Origin of the sequence: Streptomyces rapamycinicus NRRL 5491 (assembly GCF_024298965.1) — a bacterium.
GTDB classification, from domain to species: Bacteria; Actinomycetota; Actinomycetes; order Streptomycetales; family Streptomycetaceae; genus Streptomyces; species Streptomyces rapamycinicus.
This window is the reverse complement of sequence record NZ_CP085193.1, coordinates 5463111-5484158: the sequence shown is the minus strand read 5'-3', so window position 1 is coordinate 5484158 and position 21048 is coordinate 5463111. Positions and strand designations below refer to the sequence as shown.

23 protein-coding genes are annotated in these 21048 nt (G+C 70.2%); 18 read left to right on the top strand and 5 right to left on the bottom strand.

Annotation, left to right across the window (positions count from 1 at the left end; genetic code table 11):
* Positions 1 to 6: 6 nt before the first annotated feature.
* Positions 7 to 762, bottom strand: coding sequence for an SDR family NAD(P)-dependent oxidoreductase (locus tag LIV37_RS22610; protein ID WP_020869427.1), 756 nt, complete (start codon positions 760 to 762; stop codon positions 7 to 9).
* Between the two features lie 199 nt (positions 763 to 961).
* Here LIV37_RS22610 and LIV37_RS22605 point away from each other — a divergent pair, with 199 nt between their 5' ends.
* Entirely contained in the window at positions 962 to 2299 is a 1338-nt protein-coding gene (locus LIV37_RS22605) for a hypothetical protein (RefSeq protein ID WP_020869426.1), read from the top strand.
* Here the strand turns inward: LIV37_RS22605 and LIV37_RS22600 are convergent.
* Complete coding sequence (locus tag LIV37_RS22600; protein WP_020869425.1) at positions 2289 to 2621, bottom strand: YnfA family protein; 333 nt, start codon at positions 2619 to 2621, stop codon at positions 2289 to 2291. The two genes, LIV37_RS22605 and LIV37_RS22600, sit on opposite strands and share 11 nt — an antisense overlap.
* A 95-nt stretch (positions 2622 to 2716) precedes the next feature.
* On the opposite strand from LIV37_RS22600, the gene LIV37_RS22595 reads away from it, so the two are divergent.
* The 3 genes from LIV37_RS22595 to LIV37_RS22585 are packed head-to-tail and all read left to right on the top strand — an operon-like array spanning position 2717 to position 5155.
* Positions 2717 to 3151 (top strand): effector-associated constant component EACC1, encoded by a 435-nt coding sequence (locus LIV37_RS22595; protein WP_158634892.1) that lies wholly within the window; start codon positions 2717 to 2719, stop codon positions 3149 to 3151.
* Positions 3148 to 4572, top strand: a complete 1425-nt coding sequence (locus LIV37_RS22590) for a caspase family protein (RefSeq protein WP_158634893.1) — start codon at positions 3148 to 3150, stop codon at positions 4570 to 4572. The genes LIV37_RS22595 and LIV37_RS22590 overlap by 4 nt, the downstream gene beginning before the upstream one ends.
* A gap of 46 nt (positions 4573 to 4618) precedes the next feature.
* Positions 4619 to 5155, top strand: coding sequence for a DinB family protein (locus tag LIV37_RS22585; RefSeq protein WP_020869423.1), 537 nt, complete (start codon positions 4619 to 4621; stop codon positions 5153 to 5155).
* 107 nt (positions 5156 to 5262) lie between these two features.
* Here LIV37_RS22585 and LIV37_RS22580 read toward each other — a convergent pair whose 3' ends face one another.
* Positions 5263 to 5811, bottom strand: a complete 549-nt coding sequence (locus LIV37_RS22580) for a hypothetical protein (protein ID WP_223864596.1) — start codon at positions 5809 to 5811, stop codon at positions 5263 to 5265.
* Between the two features lie 117 nt (positions 5812 to 5928).
* Between LIV37_RS22580 and hemL the strand changes: the two genes are divergently transcribed.
* The 7 genes from hemL to ccsB all read left to right on the top strand — a co-directional run bounded on the left by hemL (position 5929) and on the right by ccsB (position 13808).
* On the top strand, positions 5929 to 7245 hold the full coding sequence (gene hemL, locus LIV37_RS22575) for a glutamate-1-semialdehyde 2,1-aminomutase (protein WP_121824627.1): 1317 nt from the start codon (positions 5929 to 5931) through the stop codon (positions 7243 to 7245).
* 8 nt (positions 7246 to 7253) lie between these two features.
* Positions 7254 to 7940, top strand: coding sequence for a histidine phosphatase family protein (locus LIV37_RS22570; RefSeq protein ID WP_020869420.1), 687 nt, complete (start codon positions 7254 to 7256; stop codon positions 7938 to 7940).
* A gap of 241 nt (positions 7941 to 8181) precedes the next feature.
* Positions 8182 to 9369, top strand: coding sequence for a polysaccharide deacetylase family protein (locus LIV37_RS22565; RefSeq protein WP_121824629.1), 1188 nt, complete (start codon positions 8182 to 8184; stop codon positions 9367 to 9369).
* Between the two features lie 120 nt (positions 9370 to 9489).
* A complete protein-coding gene (locus LIV37_RS22560; protein ID WP_121824630.1) occupies positions 9490 to 10107 on the top strand; it encodes a TlpA family protein disulfide reductase in 618 nt (205 codons plus the stop codon).
* Between the two features lie 6 nt (positions 10108 to 10113).
* Positions 10114 to 10878, top strand: coding sequence for a cytochrome c biogenesis CcdA family protein (locus LIV37_RS22555; RefSeq protein WP_020869417.1), 765 nt, complete (start codon positions 10114 to 10116; stop codon positions 10876 to 10878).
* Between the two features lie 3 nt (positions 10879 to 10881).
* Positions 10882 to 12717 (top strand): cytochrome c biogenesis protein ResB, encoded by a 1836-nt coding sequence (gene resB, locus LIV37_RS22550; protein WP_020869416.1) that lies wholly within the window; start codon positions 10882 to 10884, stop codon positions 12715 to 12717.
* Positions 12714 to 13808, top strand: coding sequence for a c-type cytochrome biogenesis protein CcsB (gene ccsB, locus LIV37_RS22545; RefSeq protein WP_020869415.1), 1095 nt, complete (start codon positions 12714 to 12716; stop codon positions 13806 to 13808). Before resB ends, ccsB begins: the two co-directional genes overlap by 4 nt.
* 85 nt (positions 13809 to 13893) lie before the next feature.
* Here ccsB and LIV37_RS22540 read toward each other — a convergent pair whose 3' ends face one another.
* Positions 13894 to 14376, bottom strand: a complete 483-nt coding sequence (locus tag LIV37_RS22540) for a PLD nuclease N-terminal domain-containing protein (RefSeq protein ID WP_020869414.1) — start codon at positions 14374 to 14376, stop codon at positions 13894 to 13896.
* 90 nt (positions 14377 to 14466) lie between these two features.
* Between LIV37_RS22540 and LIV37_RS22535 the strand changes: the two genes are divergently transcribed.
* The 3 genes from LIV37_RS22535 (at position 14467) to LIV37_RS22525 (ending at position 17594) form a co-directional block, all read left to right on the top strand.
* Positions 14467 to 15918 carry a menaquinone biosynthesis decarboxylase gene (locus LIV37_RS22535; protein WP_020869413.1) on the top strand — a complete coding sequence of 484 codons (1452 nt, stop codon included), beginning with the start codon at positions 14467 to 14469 and terminating at the stop codon, positions 15916 to 15918.
* Complete coding sequence (mqnP, locus tag LIV37_RS22530) at positions 15915 to 16838, top strand: menaquinone biosynthesis prenyltransferase MqnP (RefSeq protein ID WP_020869412.1); 924 nt, start codon at positions 15915 to 15917, stop codon at positions 16836 to 16838. The genes LIV37_RS22535 and mqnP overlap by 4 nt, the downstream gene beginning before the upstream one ends.
* A gap of 81 nt (positions 16839 to 16919) precedes the next feature.
* Positions 16920 to 17594 carry a UbiX family flavin prenyltransferase gene (locus LIV37_RS22525; RefSeq protein ID WP_121824631.1) on the top strand — a complete coding sequence of 225 codons (675 nt, stop codon included), beginning with the start codon at positions 16920 to 16922 and terminating at the stop codon, positions 17592 to 17594.
* Here the strand turns inward: LIV37_RS22525 and LIV37_RS22520 are convergent.
* Positions 17591 to 17767: a hypothetical protein gene (locus tag LIV37_RS22520; RefSeq protein ID WP_020869410.1), complete on the bottom strand. Its 177-nt coding sequence runs from the start codon at positions 17765 to 17767 to the stop codon at positions 17591 to 17593. The genes LIV37_RS22525 and LIV37_RS22520 overlap by 4 nt on opposite strands.
* A gap of 112 nt (positions 17768 to 17879) precedes the next feature.
* On the opposite strand from LIV37_RS22520, the gene LIV37_RS22515 reads away from it, so the two are divergent.
* From LIV37_RS22515 to LIV37_RS22500, 4 genes are all read left to right on the top strand, one after another.
* Positions 17880 to 18341 carry an Lrp/AsnC family transcriptional regulator gene (locus LIV37_RS22515; protein WP_020869409.1) on the top strand — a complete coding sequence of 154 codons (462 nt, stop codon included), beginning with the start codon at positions 17880 to 17882 and terminating at the stop codon, positions 18339 to 18341.
* 45 nt (positions 18342 to 18386) lie between these two features.
* Positions 18387 to 19565, top strand: a complete 1179-nt coding sequence (mqnE, locus tag LIV37_RS22510) for an aminofutalosine synthase MqnE (RefSeq protein ID WP_020869408.1) — start codon at positions 18387 to 18389, stop codon at positions 19563 to 19565.
* 110 nt (positions 19566 to 19675) lie between these two features.
* The gene (locus tag LIV37_RS22505) at positions 19676 to 20335 is read left to right on the top strand and encodes a UdgX family uracil-DNA binding protein (RefSeq protein ID WP_020869407.1); all 660 of its coding nucleotides are present in this window, start codon (positions 19676 to 19678) and stop codon (positions 20333 to 20335) included.
* A 123-nt stretch (positions 20336 to 20458) separates the two neighbouring features.
* Positions 20459 to 20983, top strand: a complete 525-nt coding sequence (locus LIV37_RS22500; protein WP_020869406.1) for a GNAT family N-acetyltransferase — start codon at positions 20459 to 20461, stop codon at positions 20981 to 20983.
* The last annotated feature ends 65 nt before the right edge of the window (positions 20984 to 21048 follow it).

Below are 21048 nucleotides of genomic sequence, written 5' to 3'. Positions count from 1 at the left end.
GCGGGCTCAGCGCTCGCGGTGGACCTTGTGCTGGGCGGCCTGGGCGCGGGGGCGGATGACCATCATGTCGATGTTCACATGCGAGGGGCGGGTGACCGCCCACTCGACCGTGTCGGCCACGTCGTCGGCGGTCAGCGGCTCGGCCACGCCCTCGTAGACGGCCGCGGCCTTGCTCTCGTCGCCGCGGTAGCGGTTCACCGCGAACTCGTCGGTCCTGACCATGCCCGGGGCGATCTCGATCACCCGCACCGGTTCACCGCACAGCTCCAGGCGCAGGGTGGCCGCGATGGCGTGGGAGCCGTGCTTGGCCGCCACGTACCCGCCGCCGCCCTCGTACGCCACATGGCCCGCCGTGGAGGACAGCACGACGATCGTGCCGTCGCCGGAGGCCGTGAGGGCGGGCAGCAGCGCCTGGGTCACCTGGAGCACGCCCACCACGTTGACCTCGTACATCGCCCGCCAGTCGGCCGGGTCGGCGGTGGCCACGGTCTCGGAGCCGACCGCCCCGCCCGCGTTGTTCACCAGGACGTCGCAGCGGTCCAGACCGGCGGCGAAGGACTCCACGGCGGCGCGGTCGGTGACGTCCAGGACGTACGCCTCGGCCTGGCGCCCCGCCTCGGTCAGCTCGGCGGCGAGCGCCTCGATGCGCTCCTTACGGCGGGCGGCGAGGACGACGCGGAATCCGGCGGCCGCCAGGCGGCGCGCGGTCGCGGCTCCGATCCCGCTGCTCGCGCCGGTGATGACTGCGGTACGGGTGGTCATCGGCCCTCCAGTGGCGACGTGGCGCAAACGGTGGTGTGTGCGCATGATCCATACGCAGGATATGACGGCCCGATTTACCTCCAACCGGGGGACTGAAGATAGGAATCTGCTAGGGGCTCTCGGGCTCGGGGAAGGGTGCACTGCGTCCGGCGCGGCGCCGGTAGTTGGAGCACCCATGCCCAAGGAGTGAATTCAGGTAATGACCCAGCAGAGCAGATTCCTTCAGCGGTCCCGTCGTTCTTTCCGGCGCTGGGGCGTGGCCTCGGCGGGCGCCATCGCGGCGGCGGCTCTGGTCGCCGGTGCCCCGGGAACCGCATGGGCCTCGGGCAGCACCCCCGACCCGCACTCGTCCCAGGGCAACCACTGTCCCCAGGACCGGGCGCACGGTGACAACAAGGAGAACCACGACAAGGGGAACCACGAGAACGGCCGTCACGAGGACAAGAAGGGCGAGCACGAGCACGGCCGCTACGAGGCGAAGGACCCGAACGGCCGTCACGAGGACAAGGACAACGGTCACGAGCACGGCCGCTACGAGGCGAACAGCCACGAGGACCCCAACGGCGGCCGCCACGATGACCACGCCCGGGACGACCAGGGCGGCCGTGACGACGAGGGCGGGCGGTACGAGAAGAAGGAGAGCGACCCGCGCGAGGAGAGCGACGAGCGCGAGGACCACGGCCAGCGCGAGGACCACGGCCGGTACGACGAGAAGATGGACAGCGGTCGTGAGGACAGCGGCCGCAAGGAGGACAGCCGCAAGGAGGACAGCCGTAAGGAGGACAGCGGCAAGGAGGAGAACGGCCAGCGCGAGGACCAGGGCCGTCAGGACCCGACCCGCTACTTCCCCACCGGGAAGTACTGGCACGGCATCCAGGGCCGCAGCGCGGCGCGCCCCGAGCAGGTAGCGCAGCCGGAGCAGGCCGCGCAGCCGGAGCAGGCGTCGCAGTCCGAGCAGGTGGCTCAGCCCGAGCAGGCCGCGCAGCCGTACGAGGCCGCCCAGACCGGTGAGGAGGCCCAGGACCGTGGTGCCGTCCGTCCCGTCGCCGTCCCCGTCCACGAGGACGACCAGGTGCGCCACGGCCAGGAGCACAAGGAGCAGCAGGACCAGAAGAAGAACGACCCGGTGACGCTCGCCGAGGCGGTCGAGATCGCCGAATGCGAGGTCGGCGGCCAGGCGGTCAGCGCCGAGCTGGTGGACTGCCCCGAGGACGACCCGCACCACAACGGCAAGCACGAGGACGGCCGTAAGGACGACCACAAGGACCCGCGCCACCACGACGACCAGCGCAAGGACGAGCAGCGCAAGGACGAGCACAAGGACCCGCACAAGAAGGAGGTCAAGCAGGTGTGGGTCGTGGAGGTCGAGTGCGACCACACCATCACGACCGTCTTCATCGACCCGGACACCGGCTGCGTCCTCGGCACGGAGCAGGAGCAGGACGGCCACCACGGTGACCACGGCAAGCAGGGCAAGGACAACCACGGCGACCATGAGGGCAAGGGCGGCCACGGCCGGCCGATGGTTACCGCCTAGGCACGTACATGATCACAGCGACTCCGGCCAGACAGATCAGCGCTCCGAGCACATCGAAGCGGTCGGGCCGGTAGCCGTCGGCGACCATGCCCCAGGCGAGCGATCCGGCGACGAACACGCCGCCGTACGCCGCGAGGATGCGGCCGAACTCCGCGTCCGGCTGGAGCGTGGCCACGAACCCATAGGCACCAAGGGCGATGACCCCGGCGCCGATCCACGCCCACCCCCTGTGCTCACGTACGCCCTGCCAGACGAGCCATGCGCCGCCGATCTCCAGGAGCGCGGCCACGGCGAACAGAGCGATGGAACGTGCGATGAGCATGGGGGAAGGGTACGGCCCGCCCATGCGAGGCCCCGTAGCGGAGCGGAACGCTACGATCGGCGCCCACCACAGGATCACACCGGGGGATGGGTGCCGTGCAGTTCCGCCTTCGAGTCGACGCCACCGAGGGGTCTCCGGGCGTCCTCGACCTCTATCGCTGGCTGACCGGGGACCCCGACGTCGCGGGCGCCGCGGAGGTGGCGCTGGTGGACGTGGAGGACCGCGACGACACCCTGGGCGGCCTCGAGGCCATCTCCATCGTCATCTCGAACCTCACGTCCCTCGGCAATCTGCTGCTCGCCGCGGCCACCTGGCGCGACGCACGGGCGCGCGGCGCGGACACCCGGGTGGAACGCGATGGCGTCTCCCTGCGCGTCGAGAGCACCGACCCGGAGACGATCCGCCGCCTTCTCCGGCAACTGGAGTCCCCGGAGGGCTCCCGGCCCCCAGAGGAGTCCCCGGACAACTCCGACCGCCCGGAGGATTCCGACCACCCGGGGAACTCCGACCACCCCGAGAACCCGGCATGACCTGGCCCTCCGGTGCCTCCCGCACCTTCCGTACTTCCCGCACCTCCCGTACGACGGGCGAGACCACGGCACCGGCGGCACGCCTCTCCGACCCCTCGGCGTCCCCGGCCGTCCTCATCGAGGCCCATGCCTTCACCCGGGGCGGGGCCGCCTCCCGGGACCGGCGGCGGCATCTGGACGACCGGCCGTCCGTGGCGGCGGGCTGTCGGCGGCTGGCCGAGCTGTTCCGGGATCCGGGGGTGTGGGGCCTCCCTGAGGAGCACTGCTCGCTCGTCTCGCAGCCGACGCGCGACAGCATGCTGGAGGCCGTCCACCGCGCGGCCGCCGAGGCCACGGACACGCTTGTCGTCTACTACGCGGGCCACGGCCTGCTCTATCCGCTCAGCGGCGGCTTACACCTGGCCGTACCGGAGACGACGAAGGACAAGTCGTTCACCGCGGTGAAGTACGACGACCTGCGCGAGATCCTGCTGAGCGCCACCCGTGTCCGCCGTAAGGTCGTCATCCTCGACTGCTGCTTCAGCGGCACCGCCCTGCGCGGCCATCTGTCCGCCGGGGGTGACACGATCCGGCTGGCCGACGTCGAAGGCACCTCGGTCCTCGCCGCCTCCCACGCCACCAAGCAGGCGCTGGCGCCCCCGGGGGAGCGGTACCCGGCCTTCACCGGCGAGTTGATCGCCCTCCTCGAAGAGGGCGACCCGGACGCGCCGGAGTTGCTCACCATGGCCGACGTCTACGACCGCGTGGACCGCGCCCTGATGCGCAAGAACCGCCCGCGCCCCCAACAGCTGAACCGCGACCGCGGCGCCCATATCTCCATCGCCCGCAACCGCGCTCCCCGCCGGGAACCCCCGGAACCGGACGAGACCGACGCCGCCCCCGAATCCCACGGCCTGAGCACACGCCAACGCGCCCTCGCCGCGGCCACCCTGGCCCTCGCCGCCACCGTCGGCCTGACCTTCTGGCTCCTGCCGAACGGCGACGGCGGGCACGGGGCCGACGGCAAGGGCCTGAGCTGCGGCAAGGCCCACTCGACCTTCGACTCGGGAGACGGCACCCAACGCCGTGAGCCATCCGTCGACTCGGTGCACGACGCGGCGTGCCGGGGCGACTTCGACACCATGGAAGTGGCCATGGACCGCGGGGGCTTCGACGGTACGGGCTTCTCGGCCGCCGCCCCGGACAAGGTCATCGCGTCCTGGGAGAAGCGCTCGGACCAAGCGTCCTTCCTCCACGGCCTGGCCACCCTGCTGGAGAGCGAACCGACGGTCGACCAGGGCGGCTTGACGTTCTCCAACGGTGACCAGGTGGCCATCTGGCAACGGGGCCCGGGCACCGTGCCCGACAGCCACTACCGCTGGACGGGCTACTTCCTCTGCGACGGCCCGGACTCCGACCACCCGGCCTGCGGGCCCCGCTGAACGAAATTCCCTTTGCGCGCGTCCACGCGTGTGCCAGGGTCGGCCGATGACGACTCCGACGACCTCCCGCCGCGCCTTACTCCGCTGGCAGTTCGACCTGACCTGGTCGCTCTTCGAGTACCACCTGGAGCGGTTGGAGCCCGAGGACTTCCTGTGGGAGCCCACGGGCCACTGCTGGACGGTGCGGCAGGGCGCCGACGGGTCGTGGCTGCCGGACTGGGCGGAGACCGAGCCCGACCCCGTGCCCGTCCCCACCATCGGCTGGCTGACCTGGCATATCGGCTGGTGGTGGAGCGTGACCATCGACCACGCGGAGGGACGCGTGCCGCGGGAGCGTATCGAGGTCGGCTGGCCCGGCGACGGTAAGGCGGCCATCGAGTGGCTGCGCGGTCTGCGGGCGGAGTGGACGGCCGTACTGGACCGGCTCACCGAGGAGGACCTGGACGCCATGGCGCCGTTCCCCTGGGACCGGGACCCCGAGCACACCATCGCCCACATGGCCGCCTGGGTGAACGCCGAGCTGATGAAGAACGCGACCGAGATCGGCCAACTCCGCCTGCTGCGCGCCGCCTCCGCGCCGTAGGGGCCATGGCCTCAGGGCCACGGCCCGTGCTCGGAGCCACGGCCCGTGCTCAGGGCCACGGCCCCGGCTCAGGGCCATAGCCCCCGTTCAGGGCCACGGCCCTCGGCTCAGGGCCAGACCAGGCAGTACGGCTGATGCCCCGCCTCGTGCAGCCGGTGGCTGAAGTCCTGCCACTCGTGAAGCAGTTGATAGACCGTGAAGGCGTCCCGGGGGCCGCCGCGGTCGGGGACCGTGGACCAGATGAAGGCCGCGGCGCCCACGGCCTCCTCGCCGACACCGCGCAGCGGATCGACGGCGGTCATCGGGAGTTTGACGACGGCGTAGTCCGGGTGGAGGACGACCAGTTCGAGCGGGGGGACCTTGTGCAGCGGGACGCCCTCGATGCCGGTGAGGACCATCGCCGCCACCGTCTCCGGCTTGATCTTCGTGAACATGCCGTGGCCGAGCTCATCGCCGCCGAGCTCCTCGGGGCGCATGGAGATGGGGACCCTGGCCGCGGTGGCGCCGTCCGGCGCACCGAAGTACTTGTAGGTCACCCCCATGCGGCCCCCGCTTCTGCCTGCCCTGCCCGCCTCGTCCCGCCGATGGCGTCCGGGCCGGGCACGCTCGGGGCCTCGGTCGTCAGTCCCTTCACCCAGTTCGCCACCGCGATGCATATCTCCACCCGACCACTCGCGGCCATTACCGCGCAACCCGATCTCTGTTCACAGAGACCTCCCCCACCATAGAGCTGTGAAACGCCCGGCCGCGGGGATACGTCCGCCTCTGACAACATGGCGTGCGTGAGCTATCCGTACGCAGCCCCAGTTTCGCAGACGCTTTTCGATCGCGCGGCCGCCGTGACGCCCGGCGGCGTGAACTCTCCGGTGCGGGCGTTCCGCGCCGTGGGAGGTACGCCCCGGTTCATGGTGTCCGGGGACGGTCCGTACCTCACCGACGCCGATGGACGCGAGTACGTGGACCTCGTGTGCTCGTGGGGACCGATGATCCTCGGCCATTCCCACCCCGAGGTCACCGCGGCCGTGCAGGCCGCCGTCGCCCGAGGTACGTCGTTCGGCACGCCGGGCGAGGGCGAGGTCGAACTCGCCGAGGAGATCGTGGCGCGGGTCGCCCCGGTCGAGCAGGTGCGCCTGGTGTCGTCCGGCACCGAGGCGACGATGTCGGCGATCCGGCTGGCCCGTGGGTACACCGGCCGGTCGAAGGTGATCAAGTTCGCCGGTTGCTACCACGGGCATGTGGACGCCCTGCTGGCCGCGGCCGGGTCCGGGGTGGCGACCTTCGGGCTGCCGGACACTCCGGGGGTGACGGGAGCGCAGGCGGGGGAGACCGTGGTGCTGCCGTACAACGACCTGGAGGCGGTCCGGGCGGCCTTCGCCGCGCACCCCGGGGAGATCGCCTGTGTGATCACCGAGGCGTCGGCGGGCAACATGGGCGTGGTGCCGCCGCTGCCCGGCTTCAACGCGGGCCTCAAGCAGCTCTGCGCCGACCATGGCGCGCTCTACATCTCCGACGAGGTCATGACCGGCTTCCGGGTCTCCAGGGCCGGGTGGTTCGGGCTGGACGGCGTGGAGCCGGACCTGATGACCTTCGGCAAGGTCATGGGCGGCGGCTTCCCGGCCGCGGCCTTCGGCGGCCGCGCCGACGTCATGGAACGCCTGGCCCCGGCCGGCCCGGTCTACCAGGCGGGCACCCTGTCCGGGAACCCGGTCGCCACGGCCGCGGGCGTCGCCCAGCTGCGGCTGCTGGACGACGCGGCGTACGCACGGGTCGACGCGGCCTCCGAGCGGCTGCGGGCGATGGTGACCGAGGCGCTCTCCAAGGAGGGCGTGGCGCACCGGGTCCAGGTCGCGGGCAACATGTTCTCGGTCTTCTTCACCGCCGACGAGGTCACCGACTACGAGAAGGCCAAGGCGCAGGAGGCGTTCCGCTTCACCGCCTTCTTCCATTCGATGCTGTCCCAGGGCGTCTACCTCCCGCCGTCCGCCTTCGAGTCGTGGTTCGTCTCCACGACGCACGACGAGAAGGCGCTGGAGCGGGTGGCGGCGGCTCTGCCGGGGGCGGCGCGGGCCGCCGCCGAGGCCACTGAATGATGGATGACATGACACAGAGCGAGAACGACATCACCGTCGTCCATGTGATGCGCCACGGCGAGGTCCACAACCCGGAGGGCGTGCTCTACGGCAGGCTGCCCGGCTACCACCTCTCCGATCTGGGGCGGCAGATGGCCGACCGGGTCGCCGAGCACCTCGCCGACCGTGACATCACCCATGTGGTCGCCTCCCCGCTGGAGCGGGCGCAGGAGACGGCGGCGCCGATCGCCAAGGCGCACGGCCTGGACGTGGCCTCGGACGAGCGGCTGATCGAGGCGGCGAACGTCTTCCAGGGCAAGACCTTCGGTGTCGGCGACGGCGCGCTGCGCAAACCGGGCAACTGGCGCCATCTGACCAACCCGTTCCGCCCGTCCTGGGGTGAGCCCTATGTCGACCAGGTGGTGCGGATGATGGCGGCGCTGGGCCGGGCGCGGGACGCCGCGCGCGGGCACGAGGCGGTGTGCGTCAGCCATCAGCTGCCGATCTGGATCGTGCGCAGCTTCGTGGAGCGGCGGCGGCTGTGGCACGACCCGCGCAGGCGGCAGTGCACGCTGGCCAGCCTCACCAGCTTCACCTTCCGCGGCGACCGGATCGTCTCGGTGGGCTACAGCGAACCGGCCCGTGATCTCGTTCCGCCCCATCTGCGCGCGGGCGCCAAGCCGGTGAAGGGGGCCTCCAAGGGCTACGGCGCCTGAGCGGTGCGCCCGGCCGCGGCCGGGCCGGGGGTGCGGGCCGCCGTGTGCGGCCCGCGGTGTGCGTGACGGGCGCATGGCCGTGGGGTGGCCGTCGGGTCGTGCGGGGTGGCACCGAATGGAGACATTGTGTCCGCCGTGTAATTGACCGCGTTCTTTCGGAACCTCGCTATTCGCCTCGCCATCTCCAGGGTTGTCCGGACACCCCGGGCAATCAGAACGGCGAGTGCGAATTGAGGACGTTATGCGTGAGGTCAGCCGGAGGGGGATCCTCGGTCTTGGTATGGGAGCGGCGGCATCACTGGCCGTCGCCGGCTGTTCCTCGGGGTCCGGATCCGGTACGCCGAAACCCGCGAAGACGACCCAGGCGAAGCCGATCGGTGACGGCTCCACTTCGCACGGTGAGCGGCGCAAGGAGGCCCCGAAGCCGGAGCGGCTGGAACGGGGGCAGAAGCCGCCGCAGTTCGTGGTGTTCTCGTGGGACGGCGCGGGAGAGGTCGGGAACGGTCTCTTCCCGCGGTTCCGCAAGCTGGCCGAGGACCACGGCGCGACCATGACCTTCTTCCTCTCCGGTATCTACTGCCTTCCGGAGTCCAAGAAGTCGCTCTACCGGCCGCCGAACAACCCGGTGGGCGCCTCCGACATCGGCTATCTCACCGATGACCACATCAAGGCCACGCTGCGGAACGTGCGCGAGGCGTGGCTCGAGGGCCATGAGATCGGCACCCATTTCAACGGCCACTTCTGCTCCGGAAGCGGCTCGGTCGAGAACTGGACGTCCGCGCAGTGGAAGTCCGAGATCGACCAGGCCATGTCCTTCGTCACGGAGTGGAAGACGAATACCCGGTTCACCGATGTGGATCCGCTGCCCTTCGACTATCACAAGGAGCTCATCGGCGGCCGCACTCCGTGTCTGAAGGGCCAGACCAATTTGCTGCCGACCGCCCGGGAACTCGGCTGGCGCTATGACGCCAGTTCGCCCGGCGGACTCCAGGTGTGGCCGTCGAAGAAGCAGGGCATCTGGGACTTCCCGCTGCAGCAGATTCCCTTTCCGGGGCACACCTTCGAGGTGCTGTCGATGGACTACAACATCCTGGCGAACCAGTCGCAGAATTCCACCAATGCCCCGCCCGCGAACTACCCGGGCTGGCGCAAGCAGGCCGCCGAGGCGTACATAGCCGGTTTCAAGCGGGCCTATGAGACCAATCGCGCCCCGTTCTTCATCGGAAACCACTTCGAGGAGTGGAACGGCGGCATCTATATGGACGCCGTCGAGGAAGCGCTCAAGCACATGGCCGACGAGAAGCACAAGGACGTCCGGCTGGTCTCCTTCAAGCAGCTCACCGACTGGCTGGACGCACAGGACCCGGCGGTCCTGGCCGAACTGGGCGGGCTCGGCGTGGGTCAGGCGTGGAGCGCGAACGGCGGCTGACGGCGCCGGTGGGCGCTGGGCGAGCCAGGGGTGAGCCGGGGGCGGGGCCCCGCGGGGCCCGGCCGGGCGCCCGGAGGGGGGTGGCGAAGATCCCCAAAAGGGCCATGCGAAACTTTTCACATGAGTGCCTGCCGTGCCCCTCGGGGCCTCGTGACCCGTCGTCGCGCAACTGTGCTGGCCGTCGGGGCCACGGTTGCCGCGCTGTCCCTGACCGCCTGCGGCGGGGGCGGCGCCTCGGGCGGCTCCGCCGACACCAAGTTCGTCCAGGGCAAGGGCGGCGTGGACACCGTCGCCAAGGAGAACCGTAAGGACGCACCCCAGCTCTCGGGCAAGACCCTGGAGGGCAAGCCGCTGGAGGTGGCGGACTACAAGGGCAAGATCGTGGTCCTGAACGTCTGGGGCTCCTGGTGCGCCCCCTGCCGGGCCGAGGCGTCGAACCTCGCCAAGGTGGCCAAGGACACCAAGGCCAAGGGTGTGCAGTTCATCGGGATCAACACCCGTGACTCCAACCGCGCCCCCGCGCTCAGGTTCGAGAAGGAATACGGCGTCGACTACCCGAGTCTGTACGACCCGATCGGGAAGCTCATGCTGCGCTTCCCCAAGGGCAGCCTCAACCCGCAGGCCATCCCCTCGACGATCGTGCTGGACCGGGAGGGCAGGATCGCGGCCCGCGCTCTGACGCCGCTCAGCGAGGAGCGCCTGCGCTCGATGGTCACCCCGCTGATCGCGGAGAAGTGACCTTTCGTGAACACGCTGGCCGCCGCGACCGATCCCAACGAGACCGTCCTGACCGGGGCGCTGCTGCTGGCGCTTCCGGTCGCCCTGCTCGGTGGACTGGTCTCCTTCTTCTCCCCCTGTGTGCTGCCGCTGGTGCCCGGCTATATGTCGTACGTCACAGGGGTCACGGGCACGGATCTGGCCGAGGCCAAGCGCGGCCGGATGGTCGCGGGCGCCTCGCTCTTCGTGCTCGGCTTCACCGCGGTCTTCGTCTCCGGGGGCGCGCTCTTCGGCAACTTCGGCTGGACGCTCCAGGAGCACAAGGAGACCATCTCCAAGATCCTCGGGGTTGTCACGATCGTGATGGGCCTCGCCTTCATGGGGGTGCTGGGGGGCTTCGGACAGCGGGAGTTCCGCTTCCACATCAAGCCCACGCTGGGGCTCGCGGGCGCGCCGGTGCTGGGCGCCCTGTTCGGCGTCGGCTGGACGCCGTGCCTGGGGCCGACGCTCACCGCCGTCAACGCCCTGGCGTTCAATGAGGCGAGTGCGGGGCGCGGGGCCCTGCTCACCGCCGCGTACTGCGTGGGGCTCGGACTGCCGTTCGTGGTGGTCGCCGTGGCCTACCGCCGGGCGCTGGGTGCCTTCGGGTGGGTCAAGCGGCACTACGTCTGGGTGATGCGAGCCGGGGGCGGCATGCTCGTCGCCCTGGGGGTGCTGCTGCTCACAGGTGTCTGGGACACCATGATGGGCTCCATGCAGACCTGGGCTCAGGGCTTCAACGTTGGGATCTGATCGATGTCCACCACCGATACCGACACCGCGGCCGGCAAGGAGGCCGGCGCGCCGCCCGAGGGTGGCGCGACCGCCGAGGAGCGCGAGCTCGGCGCCGCGGGGTCGCAGCTGTCCACCGCCCCGGCCGAGGAGATCAACGTCCCCTCGCTGGGGCCGCTCGGCTGGGCCCGGTGGTTCTGGCGGCAGCTGACCTCGATGCGGGTGGCGCTGCTGCTGCTCCTGCTGCTCACCCTCGCCACGATCCCCGGCTCGCTGGTCCCGCAGACCAGCATCGACCAGCTCAAGGTGCAGGACTTCCAGGAGCGGCACCCGACGCTCACCCCGATCTACGAGAAGCTGCAGCTGTTCCACGTCTACAGCTCGGTGTGGTTCTCGGCGATCTACCTCCTGCTGTTCATCTCGCTCATCGGCTGCATCGTGCCGCGCACCTGGCAGTTCATCGGCCAGCTGCGCGGCCGCCCGCCGGCCGCGCCCCGCCGGCTGACCCGGCTTCCCGCGTACACCACCTGGCGCAGTGCGGCCGAGCCGGAGCAGGTGCTGGCGGCCGCCCGGAAGATCATGAAGGGGCGCCGCTTCCGCATCGAGGCCTCGGGTGACGCGGTGGCCGCGGAGAAGGGCTATCTGCGCGAGGTGGGCAATCTGCTCTTCCACAGCGCGCTGATCGTGCTGCTGGTGTCCTTCGCCGCCGGACAGCTGTGGAAGACCGAGGGCAGCAGCCTGATCACCGAGGGCGGCGGCTTCTCCAACAGCCTCACCCAGTACGACGACATCAAGACGGGGCAGCTGTTCAACAGCGACGATCTCGCCCCCTTCGGCTTCCAGCTGGACCGCTTCACCGCGACCTATGAACGCAGCGGTCCGCAGATGCGGACCCCGCGCACCTTCCGCGCCGATGTGAGCTACTGGGACGGCGCGGACGGCGCCAGCCGCAAGACCTCCATCAAGGTGAACGAGCCGCTGGAGATCCAGGGCTACAAGGTCTTCCTGCTGAACCACGGCTACTCGCCGGTCGTCACCATCCGGGACGGCAAGGGCGATGTGGTGCACCAGGGCCCGGTGGTCGGGCTGCCGATCGACGGGGCCAACCTCACCGAGAGCATGGTCATCAAGGTCCCGGACTATCGGGACAAGAACGGCAAGAAGGACCAAATCGGCTTCCAGGGGCAGTTCCTGCCGACCTGGGTACGCAGCCAGGGCATGTTCTCCGTCTTCCCGGCGCTGGACAATCCGACGCTGGTCCTGACCGCCTACCACGGCAGCCTCGGCGTGGACGGCGGCACTCCGCAGAGCGTGTACCAGCTGGACAAGTCGCGGATGAAGCAGTTCCTGGAGCCCGACGGCAAGACCAAGTTCGCCCGGGCGCTCAAGGTCGGCGACACCATGAAGCTGCCGAACGGCGCCGGAACGCTGTCGTTCGACGGCGTCAAGGAATGGGCCAGCTTCCAGATCTCGCACAAGCCGGGTGACCAGGGCGCCCTCATCGGTGCCGTGGCCGCCCTGGTGGGCCTGGCCGCCTCCCTGTTCATCCAGCGCCGCCGGGTGTGGGTGCGCGCGGTGACGGGCGACGACGGCACCACCGTGGTCGAGATGGCGGGGCTCGGCCGTAGTGAGTACGCCAAGCTGCCCGAAGAACTCGCCGATCTGGCCGTCCGTCTCCAGACGGACGCACCCCCGGCCCCGGAAGCGGAACCCGACCCGGAGCCCGACCGGAACTCCACCGAGGACTCCACCAAGGAATCCGGTAAGGACTCCACCGGGGATTCCGGTAAGGACTCCGCCTCGGAATCCGCATCCGACACCGCAGATCCCGCAGATCCTGCCGAAGGAGCGCGCGCGTGAACCTCGCCGCCGAAGTCAACGAGAACCTGGCTCATTACAGCAACGTGCTGATCTACTCGGCGATGGCGGTCTACACCCTCGCCTTCCTGGCGCATATCGCCGAGTGGGTGTTCGGCAGCCGCAGCGCCGTCGGCCGCACCGCCGCCGCGATCACCACCGAGGCCGAGGCCGCCCAGCGCGCCAAGGTGACCGTGCGGGTCGGCGGGCAGGGCGGTGGCACCGCCGTCCTGGACCGGCCGAAGATCGTCACCCGCTCCGCGGCGGGCAGCCGCGACGTCCCGGACGGACCGGGCGCCGCGGGCGGCACCGAACAGGGCGATGTGTACGGCCGGATCGCGGTGGGCCTGACCGTACTGGCCTTCCTCTTTCATGCCGTGGGCGTCCTCTTCCGCGCGCTGTCGGTGCAGCGGGCGCCGTGGGGCAACATGTACGAGTTCTCCACGACCTTCGCCATGGTCGCGGTGGCCACGTATCTCGTGCTGCTGGCGCTGAAGAAGAATGTGCGCTGGATCGGGCTGCCCCTCGTCACCACGGTCCTCCTCGACCTCGGTCTCGCCGTCTCTGTCTTGTACACCGCGAGCGACCAGTTGGTTCCGGCCCTGCACTCGTACTGGCTGTGGATCCACGTCAGCTGCGCGATCGTCTCCGGCGCCTCGCTCTACATCGGGGCCGTCGCCACGCTGCTCTACCTCTTCCGCGACCGCTACGAGGTCCAGCTGGAGAACCCGGAGGGCAAGCAGTTCGGCCGGTTCGCCAAGTCCGTTCTGGAGCGGGTGCCCTCGGCGGCGTCGCTGGACAAGTTCGCGTACCGGATCAACGCCACGATCTTCCCGCTGTGGACCTTCACGATCATCGCGGGCGCGATCTGGGCCGAGGCCGCCTGGGGCCGCTACTGGGGCTGGGACCCCAAGGAGGTCTGGTCCTTCATCACCTGGGTCGCCTACGCCTGCTACCTGCACGCCCGCGCCACCGCGGGCTGGAAGGGCCGCAAGGCCGCCTACCTGGCGCTGATCGCCTTCGGCTGCTACCTGTTCAACTACTACGGCGTCAACATCTTCATCACCGGCAAGCACTCCTACGCCGGGGTCTGACACCGCACAACGCGACGGCCGGTTCCCCCGACTCATGTCGGGGGAACCGGCCGTCGTCGCGCTTCTCCGGCCGCCTGGCCGCGCCTCAGGACGTGGCCGGCGGGGTGTCCTCCGGACCGGACCCGGAGCCGGAACCCGAACCGGAGCCCGGCCCCTCGCCCTTGCGGCGCAGCTCCTCCTCGCGGCGGCGGAGGTCGGCCTCCCAGTCCTTCAGCCGCTCCTCGTCGCTCTCGCGGCCACCGGGCGTGTCGGCCGGTTCGTTCGGGTCGTGCTTGTGCCCCTTGTCGTTCAGGGACTTGAGGAACTCGGGGTTGTCGTCCGGCGCGACCCAGCCGCCCGCGCCGCCGCCCGTGCGCCGGACGCCGGGCCGGCCGGTGCCTCCGGAGGCGGCGCGCTTGCGGCCCGCGATAAGCCAGGAGACGGAGCCCACGACGGGGAACAGCAGGACGAGGATCGCCCAGATGGGCTTGGGGATATAGCGGATGTCCTGTTCGTCGGTGGTGATGCAGTCGATGAACGCGTAGATGCTCAGTGCCAGCGGCACCAGGATCATCAGCACCCGTAGCATGAGGCGATTCCCCCTGCGTGTGGTGTTCGGGGCGGTGGCTCGGGCCCCCAGTTACGGGACCAGGGTAGTGCGTACCGGATACTGGGACGTATGGCTTATGACGATCTTCGTTCCTTTCTGCGGGCGCTCGACAGGGAAGGCGACCTCAAGAGGGTCAAGGCCGAGGTCGATCCCCATCTCGAGGTCGGGGAGATCGTCGACAGGGTCAACAAGGCGGGCGGCCCCGCGCTGCTCTTCGAGAACGTCAAGGGCTCGGCGATGCCGCTGGCCATGAATGTCTTCGGCACCGACCGCCGCCTCCTGAAGGCGCTGGGACTGCGCTCGTACGACGAGATCAGCGAGAAGATCGGCGGGCTGGTCAAGCCCGAACTGCCGCAGGGGTTCGTGGGCCTGCGCGAGGCGTTCGGGAAGCTGGGCTCGGTGGCCCATGTGCCGCCGCGGAAGGTGAAGGAGGCGCCCGTCCAGGAGGTGGTCCGCACCGGTGAGGACGTCGATCTGGACCAGCTTCCGGCGCTGTTCACCTGGCCCGAGGACGGCGGGTCGTTCTTCAACCTCGGCCTGACCCACACCAAGCACCCGGAGACCGGGGTGCGCAACCTCGGCCTCTACCGCCTCCAGCGCCATGACCGCCGCACCATCGGCATGCACTGGCAGATCCACAAGGACAGCCGCAACCACTACCAAGTGGCCGCCCGGCGCGGGGAGAAGCTCCCGGTGGCGATCGCCTTCGGCGCGCCGCCCGCCGTGACCTACGCCGCGACCGCGCCGCTGCCCGGCGACATCGACGAGTACCTCTTCGCGGGGTTCGTCCAGGGCCGGCGGGTCGAGATGGTCGACTGCAAGACGGTGCCGCTCCAGGTCCCGGCGGCCGCAGAGGTCGTCATCGAGGGCTGGCTGGAGCCCGGGAAGACGCTGCCGGAGGGCCCGTTCGGCGACCATACGGGCTTCTACACGCCCCAGGAGCCGTTCCCGGCCCTGACCATCGACTGTGTGACGATGCGGCGGCGGCCGCTGCTCCAGTCCATCGTGGTGGGCCGTCCGCCGACCGAGGACGGACCGCTGGGGAGGGCGACCGAGCGGTTCTTCCTCCCACTGCTCAAGATCATCATCCCGGACATCGTGGACTACCACCTCCCCGAGTCCGGCGGGTTCCACAACTGCGCGATCGTCTCGATCGACAAGAAGTACCCCAAACACGCGCAGAAGGTGATGCACGCCATCTGGGGCGCCCACATGATGTCGCTCACCAAGCTGATCGTCGTGGTCGACGCCGACTGCGATGTCCACGATCTGCACGAGGTTTCCTGGCGCGCTTTGGGGAACACCGACTACGCCCGCGATCTGACCGTGGTCGAAGGCCCCGTCGACCATCTCGACCACGCCTCGTACCAGCAGTTCTGGGGCGGTAAGGCGGGCATCGACGCCACCGCGAAATGGCCCGAGGAGGGCTATACGCGCGACGGCGGATGGCCGCGCATGGTCATGTCCGATCCGGAGACCGCCGATCGGGTGACAAAGCGATGGAAGGAGTACGGGCTGTGAGCGCCGATTCCGCGACCCCCGATCTCTTCGGCCCCGAACCGGCGCCGCCCGGCCGGGTCCGCGCGTTTCTGCGGCTGGTGATGATCGAGCACTCGGTCTTCGCGCTGCCCTTCGCCTACATCGCCGCGCTGACCGCGATGCACCTGTGGGACGGCACCGTCCACTGGACGCGGCTGCTGCTGATCACGATCGCCATGGTGGGCATGCGCACCTTCGCCATGGCCTGCAACCGGATCATCGACCGCGAGATCGACGCCCGCAATCCGCGCACCGCCGGCCGTGAGCTGGTCACCGGCGCCGTGTCGGTGCGCACCGCGTGGACCGGCGCCCTCATCGCGCTCGCCGTCTTCCTGGGCTCGGCGGCGCTCCTGAACCCGCTCTGCCTGGCGCTGGCGCCGATCGCGGTGGTGCCGATGGTGGTCTATCCGTACGGCAAGCGGTTCACCGACTATCCGCACGCCATCCTGGGCGTGGCCCAGGCCATCGGCCCGGTCGGCGCCTGGATCGGGGTCACCGGCGAATGGTCGTGGGACGCGGCCGTCCTGGGGCTCGCGATCGGCATCTGGATCGGCGGCTTCGACCTGATCTACGCCTGCCAGGACGTGGCGGCCGACCGGGCGCACGGGGTGCGGTCGGTGCCGGCCCGCTTCGGTATCGCGGGCGCGCTCTACGGGGCGCGCGTCTGCCATGTGGTCACCACGGCCCTGCTGGTCTGGTACGCGCTGGCCACGGACGCCGGGGCGTTCTTCTGGGCCGGGCTGGCGATCGTCGCGGCGGCGTTCGCGTACGAGCACACCATCGTGCGGCCGGGCGATCTGTCCCGGCTGAACCGCGCCTTCTTCACGGTCAACGGCTTCATCGGGATCGCCCTGTTCTGCTGCGCGCTCCTCGACCTGGTGGTGCGGGGCCTCGGCCTGTGAGACCCGCCGGATAGGCTCGGTGACGTGGAGACGCCGCACGAGCCTTACGGGCCGCATGAGCCGTACGGGCCGCACGAAGAAGTGAGCGGGCGCCGTCCCTGGGTGGTCGGTGTGTCCGGCGCGTCCGGGACGCCGTACGCCGCCTCGGTGCTGCGCGCGCTGCTGGCGGCGGGCGAGGCGGTCGACCTGGTGGTCAGCCGGGCGTCACGGCTGACGCTGCTGGACGAGACGGGGATCGGGTTCCGGGACGCCCACTGGCGCGACGATCTGTGCCGCTGGCTGGCGCGCGGCGCGGACGGCACGCCCGACGCCTTCGAGGTGCCCGCCGAGGTGGCGGACGTGTCCCACTGGGCGCCCGGGGACCTGGCGGCCGGGCCGTCCTCCGGCTCGTATCCGGCCAAGGGGATGCTGATCGTCCCGGCGAGCACCGCGTGTGTGGCCGGGGTGGCGCTCGGGCTGTCGAAGGATCTGCTCCAGCGGGCCGCGAGCGTCACGCTCAAGGAGCGGCGCAAGCTCGTGGTGGCGGTGCGCGAGACACCGCTGAGCGGACAGACGCTGAAGGCTCTGGTGACGCTGGACGAGGCGGGCGCGGTGGTGCTGCCCGCCTCGCCGGCGTTCTACGCGGGGGCGACGCACATCCAGGATCTGGTGGACTTCGTCGCGGGGCGGGTGCTGGACGCGGCAGGGGTGCCGCACAAGCTGTACCGCCGGTGGGAGGGGGAACTCGGTGGGGACCGGGACCGGGGAGCGGCCTAGCGGGTCCAGCGCCGCCTGGTGCGCGCGGTGCGGGCCGCGACGACGGCCGCACGGCGGGCCGCGCGGGAGACGGGCCGGTCGGTGGTACGGGCTGCACGCGAGCGGTTGGCCAGGTCCCGCAGCTCGAGCATGCGGGCCTCAAGGCCCTCGATCGTGTACACGGTGAGTCTCATCTCCTGAGGGATGGTCGATCGCCTAAAAGATTTACAGGGCTTGTGGCCCTGATGCCTTAGATTCTACATGTAATCTCGCTCGAACTTTGAATAATGGAAGGCGTACGTGCTTATGGACGCGGTGGACAGGCAGCTCATCCAGGCCCTGCGGGAGAACGGCCGGGCCTCCTACGCGGAGCTCGGCAGGCTCGTCGGCCTCTCCGGGCCCAGCGTCACGGACCGGATCAACCGCCTGGAGGCCGCCGGGGTGATCACCGGCTATCGCGCGACCGTGGACGCCGCCTCCCTGGGCCTCGGCGTCACCGCGCTGATCGGCATCCAGCTCTCGGACGCCACCGACCACGAGGAGGTGGCCCACCGGTTGCGCGAACTCGCCGAGATCGAGGACTGCTGGTTCATCGCGGGCGACGACTCCTACATGCTCAAGGTGCGCGCATCCGACGTGGACGGCCTGGAGCGGACCATCCGCCGGCTCTCCGGCACCAAGGGCGTCTCCCGCACCCGGACCACGATCGTGCTGTCCACGAAGTGGGAAAACCGGGTCGGCGAGCTTCCCGAGGACATCGAGGCGTAGTCTCGGCGAAGGCTGACATCAGCAGACGTATGGGAGGCGACCGGGGTGACGGGGACCACACACGACGCGGGTTTCAAGAGGGAGTTGGAGCAGAAGGTCCGCGCGGGCGAGCGGCTCTCGCGGGAGGACGGCATCGCCCTTTACGAGTCCGACGATCTGGCCTGGCTGGGCGGTCTCGCCCATGAGGTGCGCACCCGTAAGAACGGCGACGTCGTGCACTTCAACGTCAACCGTCACCTCAACATGACGAACGTGTGCACCGCGTCCTGCGCCTACTGCTCCTTCCAGCGCAAGCCCGGCGAGAAGGACGCCTACACGATGCGCATCGAGGAGGCCGTCCGCCTCGCCAAGGCGATGGAGAACGAGAACCTCACCGAGCTCCACATCGTCAACGGCCTGCACCCGACCCTCCCCTGGCGCTACTACCCGCGGTCGCTCAAGGCGCTCAAGGAGGCCCTTCCGCAGGTCTCCCTCAAGGCGTTCACCGCCACCGAGATCCACCACTTCGAGAAGATCTCCTCCATGCCGGCCTCGGAGATCCTCGACGAGCTGATCGACGCCGGACTTGAGTCGCTCACCGGCGGCGGCGCCGAGATCTTCGACTGGGAGATCCGGCAGCACATCGTCGACCACGAGACCCACTGGGAGGACTGGTCGCGCATCCACCGGCTCGCGCACGAGAAGGGGCTCAAGACGCCCTGCACGATGCTCTACGGGCATATCGAGGAGCCCCGCCACCGGGTGGACCACGTGCTGCGCCTGCGTGAGCTCCAGGACGAGACCGGCGGCTTCCAGGTCTTCATCCCGCTGCGCTACCAGCACGACTTCGTGGACATGAAGGACGGCAAGATCCGCAACCGCCTTCAGGCCCGCACCACCATGGCCACCGGCGCGGAGGCCCTGAAGACCTTCGCGGTCTCGCGGCTGCTCTTCGACAACGTGCCGCACGTCAAGGTCTTCTGGGTGATGCACGGCGTGCAGACCGCGCAGCTCGCGCTCAACCACGGCGCGGACGACATGGACGGGTCGGTCGTCGAGTACAAGATCACCCACGACGCCGACTCCTACGGGACGCCCAACAAGCTCACCCGTGACGATCTGCTCGACCTGATCCGGGACGCCGGGTTCCGGCCGGTGGAGCGGAACACCCGCTACGAGGTCATCCGCGAGTTCGAGGGCCCGGACCAGGCCCGCCGCGAGAGCCCGCAGCCGATGCGGGTGTGATCCGTACGGCGGGCATGACACGCATCGCGGGCGTACCGCCGGTGTGACCCGTATCGCCCTCCGCCCGGCGGCCGCTGTCTGACGGCCGCCGGGCGGGGCACTCGGGGGCCATGGCCGGTACGAAGAGCCCCGAGGACGCGTACACCGCCGCCCCCTTCGTCCCGGAGGGCGCCGACCTCGGCGCGCTCCGGGAAGCGGCGGCCGGATGCCACGGCTGCCCGCTGCACCGCGACACCACGCAGACCGTCTTCGGCGCCGGGGACCCGGCCGCCCGGGTCGTGCTCGTCGGCGAGCAGCCGGGCGACCAGGAGGACCGGCAGGGCAAGCCCTTCGTGGGCCCGGCGGGCAAGGTCCTCGACCGGGCCCTGGACGAGGCCGGGATCGACCCGGACGAGACGTACATCACCAACGCGGTCAAGCACTTCAAGTTCATCCACGTCCCCGAGCGCGGCAAGCGGCGCATCCACAAGCCGCCGAGCCTGCGCGAGCTCTCCGCCTGCGGGCCCTGGCTGGAGGCCGAGCTGGAGCTGATCGAGCCCGAAGTGGTCGTGGCGCTCGGCGCCACGGCCGGGAAGGCGCTGCTGGGTTCGTCGTTCCGGGTGACCGAACAGCGCGGCACACGGCTGGAGGGCGACCCGTCGGGACCGGCGCGCGGCGCCCTGATCGTCCCCACGATCCACCCCTCCGCGGTGCTGCGGGCCGATGACCGGGACGCGGTGTACGAGGGGCTGGTGGCCGATCTGAGGGTCGCGGGGGAGGCGCTGGGCTGAGCGGCCGGACCGCGGTGCGCACGGTCTCGGGGCGCGGGCGCGCGGGGCGCTCGGGGGCTCGGGCCGCGCTGGCGCTCGGGCCGCGCGGGGGCGCCGACAGACCTCCTGGGTATCGTCGATCGCATGCCCCTGCGCTGTGAACTCGACCCCGAGACCACCCCCGAGCTGCTCGACTCCGTCTGCGCCCTCTGGACCGACGTCTCGAACGCGGGGGGCGCCGTCGGCTTCGTACCGCCCGTGGTCAAGGACGACATACGCCTCGAGCTGCTCAAGCACCTCGCCGCGATGGCGGAGGGCCGGACCCGTCTGCTCCTCGGCCGCGACGAGGACGGCGCGGTGGCCGCCACCGCCTTCTTCACCTTCAACACCCACCGGCTGATGCGCCACTGGTGCTGGCTCTACACCGTGATGGTGCACCCCTCCCACCAGGGCAAGGGATACGGCCGCGCCCTTATGGCGGCCGCCGAGGACGCCGCGCGCGATATGGACGGCATCCGGGGGATACGGCTCACCTGCCGCGGCGGCAGCGGGGCGGACCTGTTCTACGAGCGGTGCGGCTACAAGGAGGTCGGACGGGTGCCCGGCGCGATCAAGGTCGCGGACGACGACTTCCGGGACGACGTCACCATGTGGCTGCCGCTGAATTGATCAGAAACCGGCCGTGGTTCACTGGGAGGACGGATTCTTCCGGCGGTAGCCCCCGGAAGACCTCG